Annotated in this window: 5 protein-coding genes; 4 read left to right on the top strand and 1 reads right to left on the bottom strand. The window is 53.3% G+C overall.

What is annotated here, in order from left to right:
• The first annotated feature begins 248 nt into the window (after positions 1 to 248).
• The gene (trpA, locus tag WBC85_RS01480; RefSeq protein WP_424432912.1) at positions 249 to 1,040 is read left to right on the top strand and encodes a tryptophan synthase subunit alpha; all 792 of its coding nucleotides are present in this window, start codon (positions 249 to 251) and stop codon (positions 1,038 to 1,040) included.
• Positions 1,041 to 1,169: 129 nt separating this feature from the next.
• Positions 1,170 to 2,333, top strand: coding sequence for an alpha-hydroxy acid oxidase (locus WBC85_RS01475; RefSeq protein ID WP_424432911.1), 1,164 nt, complete (start codon positions 1,170 to 1,172; stop codon positions 2,331 to 2,333).
• A gap of 87 nt (positions 2,334 to 2,420) precedes the next feature.
• Here the strand turns inward: WBC85_RS01475 and WBC85_RS01470 are convergent, their stop codons facing one another.
• Complete coding sequence (locus tag WBC85_RS01470) at positions 2,421 to 3,209, bottom strand: FadR/GntR family transcriptional regulator (RefSeq protein ID WP_424432910.1); 789 nt, start codon at positions 3,207 to 3,209, stop codon at positions 2,421 to 2,423.
• A 344-nt stretch (positions 3,210 to 3,553) separates the two neighbouring features.
• On the opposite strand from WBC85_RS01470, the gene WBC85_RS01465 reads away from it, so the two are divergent.
• Both WBC85_RS01465 and WBC85_RS01460 read left to right on the top strand, forming a co-directional pair.
• Positions 3,554 to 4,606: a TRAP transporter substrate-binding protein gene (locus WBC85_RS01465; protein ID WP_424432909.1), complete on the top strand. Its 1,053-nt coding sequence runs from the start codon at positions 3,554 to 3,556 to the stop codon at positions 4,604 to 4,606.
• A 124-nt stretch (positions 4,607 to 4,730) separates the two neighbouring features.
• Positions 4,731 to 5,846: TRAP transporter small permease subunit (locus WBC85_RS01460; protein ID WP_424432908.1), on the top strand; the 1,116-nt coding region annotated here is incomplete at its 3' end.

Genomic DNA, 5,846 nt, shown 5'->3' with positions numbered 1-5,846 from the left:
GGCTGGGGGTTGGTTTGGCGAAAATGGCAGGGTTGTTTGCCCGAACTTATAGCGTTTGATCCAGATGAGCGCGGCGCGGCGCGCGCAGGTTGAGCATGCGCAAGGGCGCATGCGGTCTGCCTCCGGCGGGGATATTGATGGAGAGAGGACGCGCAAGGGCGGTTTTTTGAGCAATTTTTAGTGCGCCCTCTTGCGAAGGGCTGTGCTTTCGCGGCACATGCGAGGTGAGTTTTGACAAGGATGTTTCTATGACCCGGATCGACGCCAAATTCGAAAGTCTGCGCGCAAGTGGCAAGAAGGCTTTTGTGTCCTACATCATGGCAGGTGATCCTGATGCGGCAACATCGCTAGAGATTATGAAGGGTCTGCCAGCGGCGGGTGTGGATATCATTGAGCTCGGCTTGCCGTTTACCGATCCGATGGCGGATGGCCCGACTATTCAGCTGGCGGGGCAGCGCGCGCTGGACAAGGGCATGACCTTGCAAAAGACACTGGATATGGCGCGTGCGTTTCGAGAAGCAGATGATACGACGCCGATTGTTTTGATGGGCTATTACAATCCGATCTATTCGCGCGGTGTCGAGGCATTTTTGAAAGATGCTAAAGCAGCTGGGATTGACGGGTTAATCATCGTTGACCTGCCTCCAGAGGAAGATGCGGAGCTTTGCATTCCTGCGCAGGAAGCAGGGTTGAATTTCATACGCCTTGCGACCCCGACCACGGATGATGTGCGGCTACCGCGGGTTTTGCAGAATACCTCTGGTTTTGTTTACTATGTGTCGATCACCGGGATCACAGGCGCGGCCAATGCCGAGGGCGCGGATGTTGGCCCAGAAGTGGCGCGGATCAAATCGCAGACGGATTTGCCAGTGATTGTCGGTTTTGGCATCAAGACACCTGAGAAGTCACGCGAGATTGCAGGTCTGTCTGACGGGGCGGTCGTTGGTTCGGCGATTGTCGAGCGGATTGGCGCTGGCGATAGCGTTGCCGATGTTCTTGGCTTTGTGAAGACGCTTGCCGATGGTGCGCATAGCGTTTGATCGCGTGGCAATGATTGAGTAAGGGGCGTGCCTTTGGCGCGCCCTTTTTTCATGTGCGCTTTTGGCCGCTTGCGTGCTGTGTGGTGAACTGGTAATTATTCTTTACCAATTCACAAGGGAGCGAGTCGTATGGCTGTTATTACCGAGATTAAGGATCTGAAGCGCATCTATGAACGACGCGTTCCTCGGATGTTTTACGATTACGCGGAAAGCGGTAGTTGGACCGAACAGACATTTCGCGAAAACACATCTGATTTTGACCAGCTGAGATTGCGCCAGCGCGTTGCTGTTGACATGACCGGGCGTTCAACCGCGAGCCAAATGATCGGACAGGATGTTGCAATGCCTGTGGCTTTGGCACCCGTTGGTTTGACCGGAATGCAATGCGCCGACGGAGAAATTAAAGCAGCGCGCGCTGCTGAAGAATTTGGAGTTCCTTTCACGCTTTCGACCATGTCGATCTGTTCGATCGAGGCGGTGGCTGAAAAGACAAGCAAACCGTTCTGGTTCCAGCTTTATACGATGAAAGATCAGGACTATGTGCGCCGCTTGATCGAGCGTGCGAAGGCGGCGAAATGTTCGGCCCTTGTCATCACGCTTGATCTGCAGATTCTGGGTCAGCGGCACAAGGATTTGAAGAACGGCTTAAGTGCCCCGCCCAAGTTGACTGCGAAGACGATTGCGAACCTGATGACCAAATGGACTTGGGGTTTGCAGATGCTGGGCACCAAGAACCGCGAGTTTGGCAATATCGTCGGCCATGTGGACGGGATTTCTGACGCCTCCAGTCTTGGATCATGGACGGCGGAACAGTTTGATCCAGCGCTGGATTGGGCGAAAATTGCCAAGATCAAGGAAATGTGGGGCGGCAAGGTTATCCTAAAGGGTATTCTGGACGCTGAAGACGCGAAAATGGCGCTGAAGGTGGGGGCGGATGCGATCATCGTATCCAACCACGGCGGGCGTCAGCTGGATGGGGCGATGAGTTCGATCAAAATGTTGCCGTCCATTCTGGACGCCGTTGGCGATCAGATCGAAGTGCATCTCGATAGCGGCATACGTTCGGGTCAAGACGTCCTCAAAGCACTTGCGATGGGGGCTAAGGGCACCTATATCGGGCGCGCTTTTGTCTATGGACTTGGTGCGATGGGGCAGAAAGGTGTGACCACTGCGCTTGAAGTGATCCATAAGGAATTGGACATCTCCATGGCCCTTTGCGGCAAGCGCAGTGTGAGCGATCTGGATCGCAGTGTTTTGCTGGTCCCCGAGGGCTTTGGGGGAAGGTGGGCGTAAGCCCGCCTTGAACTGCAAGGCAGGAGCGCGGCTTATGCCATGCCAGTATTAATCGAAAACGAGAGGGGGCCTTGTGCCCCCTTTTTGCTATCCGCTGATTTCGAGAATGGCGCGGCGGCGGCGCGCAACGAGCTCGCGCTTTTTCTGGCTCATGCTGAGCTTGAAGGACGCCGCTACGAATTCGATATGTGCGCTGGCTGCATCGGCTGCGCGATCTGCATCGCGCGCGAAAATGGCTTGCGCAATATCCTTGTGTTGCTGCAACAGCTTTTCCCCGCTGCCATCCATAGCGCGCAGGAATTCGCGGTTATAAAAAACATTGCGCTGCATAAGTTCGTAAATGGAGGCCATTGTGTGAATGAGCAAAGAGTTGTGGCTGGCATCAACGATCGCAGAATGGAAACGCACATCGGCCGAACGCGATAATTCGCCATCGGATTTGTTATGCGCTTCGTCCATCGTGGCTACGATTTCGCGCAAGATGCTTCGATCATCCTCGGTGGCACGCTGCGCGGCGAGACTCGCGGCAAAGCTTTCCTGTTCATGACGGAATTCAAGGTAGTTTGAAAAGGCAGTCGTGTGGCGTGCGTATAGATCCACAAGCGCAGGGGACATTGCGGTGCCGATCAAGGGGGCGACAAAGGATCCTTCGCCGTGACGTACCTGTAACAAGCCGCTGCTTTCGAGCTGCTGGAGCGCTTCGCGTACCTTTGGCCGCGAGACTTGCATCGCATCCGCGAGGCTGCGTTCAGAGGGTAGGCGCGTACCATCTTTGAGAACCCCGGTGACGATCATTTCCTCGATCCGTTTCACAATGGTAGCGGAAACAGATTCGTGACCTATGGGGTCGAAAAGGGGTGTGACGTCTTTGTTCATGATCGCAAACCTAACATATTTTGCCTGAGAGGTAAAATAAGTGATCCACGAAAAAAGGCTAGGGTGAAGTTTCCTTTTTCTTAATTTCCATCCAAGCGAAATTCGTAGGATGCTGAAATAAAATAATTAATCGAATTTTTGCGCAAAAATTATTTATCACGCTGTTGCTGGTGTCTGTCCTTTTTAACGCCCTGCGGTAAGTTTGCCGCAGGGTTAGTGGTTCAATTTTTGTTGACCCGATAAAGAGGTAAACTTTATGAACCACTTTAAGCGACACCATTGCATGCATCGGTTTACGCCCAACGTCAGATCATTCTGACATCTTGTTGTTCTGAGGAGGAAACATGAAACACGCACTTACATCTCTGGCCCTTGCGGCCTCATTGCTGACGGCGCCTGCGGCTTTTGCGGCGGACAAGCTGTTGCTCAAAACGCCTATCGCGTTCTCGACAGCTTTGCCGGGTCTGGGTTCCCCGATTCCACGCGTTGCCGAGCAGTTGGACCTGATGTCTGGCGGCACGCTGAAGATGAAGGTTTATGAACCGGGCAAACTGGTTCCCCCCTTCGAAATTCTGGACGCTGTTTCTTCTGGCAAGATCAACTCCGGCTACACAACTGCTGGCTATTGGGCGGGTAAGATCCCGGCTGCGCCGCTTTTTTCTGCCGTTCCTTTCGGCCCGGAAGCTGGCGAATACATGGCGTGGCTGTACTACGGCAACGGCATGACGCTGTATCAGGAAATGTATGACCAAGCCGGTTTCAACGTTCATGTGATGCCTTGTGCAATCATTGCGCCAGAAACATCTGGCTGGTTTGCAAAAGAGATCAACACCCCAGAAGACCTGAACGGTCTGAAGATGCGTTTCTTCGGTCTGGGCGGTAAAGTCATGCAGAAGCTTGGCGTTGCGACATCCCTGCTGCCAGGCGGTGAAATCTTCCCGGCGCTGGAAAAAGGTGCGATTGACGCGACTGAATTCTCCATGCCTGCGATTGACGCGCGTCTTGGCTTTCACAAGCTGGTCAAGTTCAACTACTTCCCCGGCTGGCACCAGCAGGCGACTGTGTTTGAACTGATGATTAACAAAGACGTTTGGAACGAAGCGACCGATCAGCACAAAGCGATTATCGAGAACGCATGTAAGGCCTCCGTGACAGACAGCTACGCCGAGGGCGAAGCCATCCAGCACGCGGCGATGATCGACAACGTTGAAAACAACGGTGTTCAAATCAAACAGTGGTCCGACGAGATGCTCGCAACTTTCCGCTCCACTTGGGATGAAGTCGCTGCGGAAGAAGCTGCTGGCGATGAGTTCTTCAACAAGGTTCTTACCGACATGAACGAATTCCGTGACGGTTATAAAATCTGGAAAGAGAACGCGTTCTTGCCACGCAAGTAAGCAATGCACCACGAGGGGCGGCAAATTTCGCCGCCCCTTAGCAAATTGATTTTCGTTATTTCATAGACTGAATCAAGGCAGCGAATGCGGCTGAGTTCGCTTTCGTCTGGGAGGAGAAAGCACCATGGACAGACAAGAGCAGCTGAACGATCCTGTTCAAGCGTATGAGGACATTCTGGAGCATCCGGACCGCGATACCCAAAGGGTAGCGATCGGTTTGGATAAACTGGTTAAAACCGTTGGTCACGTTGTGATGTGGGCCAATGTGGCACTGGTTGCGGCCATTGTTGCGCAGGTGACCCTGCGCTATCTGTTCAATCAGAACTATCCGATGCTTGATGAAATCCAGTGGCATTTCTATGGTTTGGTCACGATGATCGGCATCTCTTATGCGCTGGTGACAGACAGCCACGTGCGCGTTGATTTGCTGCACATGCAGCTAAGCCGCCGTGCCCAGAGAGTCATCGAAATTATCGGTATTACCGCGCTATTGATCCCGTTTATCTATCTGATGATCGATCAGGGATATGACTATTTCTACGAAAGCCTGCGGGTAAACGAACGTTCCTCCAGCCCTACGGGTCTGCCGATGCGTTGGGCGTTCAAGGCAATTATTCCCATCAGCTTTATTTTGTTGGCGCTCGCCGCAGCTGCGCGCCTGATCCATGATGTGCATGCGCTGCTTGCCAACTATGAAGAAGAGCGGCAGGGCAAAGGCATCCGGATGATCCTTTGGGCGCTTGCTGCTTTTGCTTTGGTCACTGTTGCATTGACCTTTGTGGTGGAAACCACAGAAGAAAAACTGGTCATCGCAATGTTCCTGACCTTTATTGCGCTTTTGTTCAGCGGCTTCCCCGTCGCCTGGACGCTTGCGGGTGTTGGCGTTGCTTATTGCGGGATCGCCTTCCTGTTCGACAATGGATTGATGAACTGGACAGGGCTGGAAGAGACGCTGACAGGGCTTGACTACCTGACGCTGGGCGCTGTGGTGAACCGTATCTATGCAACCATGTCCAATGCAGTACTTGTTGCGCTTCCGATGTTCATTTTCATGGGGTTGATGCTGGACGAAAGCGGCGTGGCTGAACGTCTTATGACCTCGATGCAAAAGCTGTTCGGCACGGTGCGCGGTGGCCTTGCAATTACAGTGACCATGATCGGTATTATCCTTGCCGCTTCGACCGGCATCATTGGTGCCTCGGTCGTTTTGCTTGGTGTTTTGTCGCTGCCGTCCATGATG

The sequence above is a fragment of the Planktotalea sp. genome (assembly GCF_049680325.1).
GTDB lineage: Bacteria > Pseudomonadota > Alphaproteobacteria > Rhodobacterales > Rhodobacteraceae > Planktotalea.
The sequence above is the reverse complement of the archived record's forward strand: the minus strand, read 5'-3'. Positions and strand labels throughout refer to the sequence as shown.

Coding starts and splice junctions, on each gene's coding strand:
- trpA (WP_424432912.1), top strand. CDS start 249: ATGACCCGGATCGACGCCAAATTCGAAAGTCTGCGCGCAAGTGGCAAG.
- WBC85_RS01475 (WP_424432911.1), top strand. CDS start 1,170: ATGGCTGTTATTACCGAGATTAAGGATCTGAAGCGCATCTATGAACGA.
- WBC85_RS01470 (WP_424432910.1), bottom strand. CDS start 3,209: ATGAACAAAGACGTCACACCCCTTTTCGACCCCATAGGTCACGAATCT.
- WBC85_RS01465 (WP_424432909.1), top strand. CDS start 3,554: ATGAAACACGCACTTACATCTCTGGCCCTTGCGGCCTCATTGCTGACG.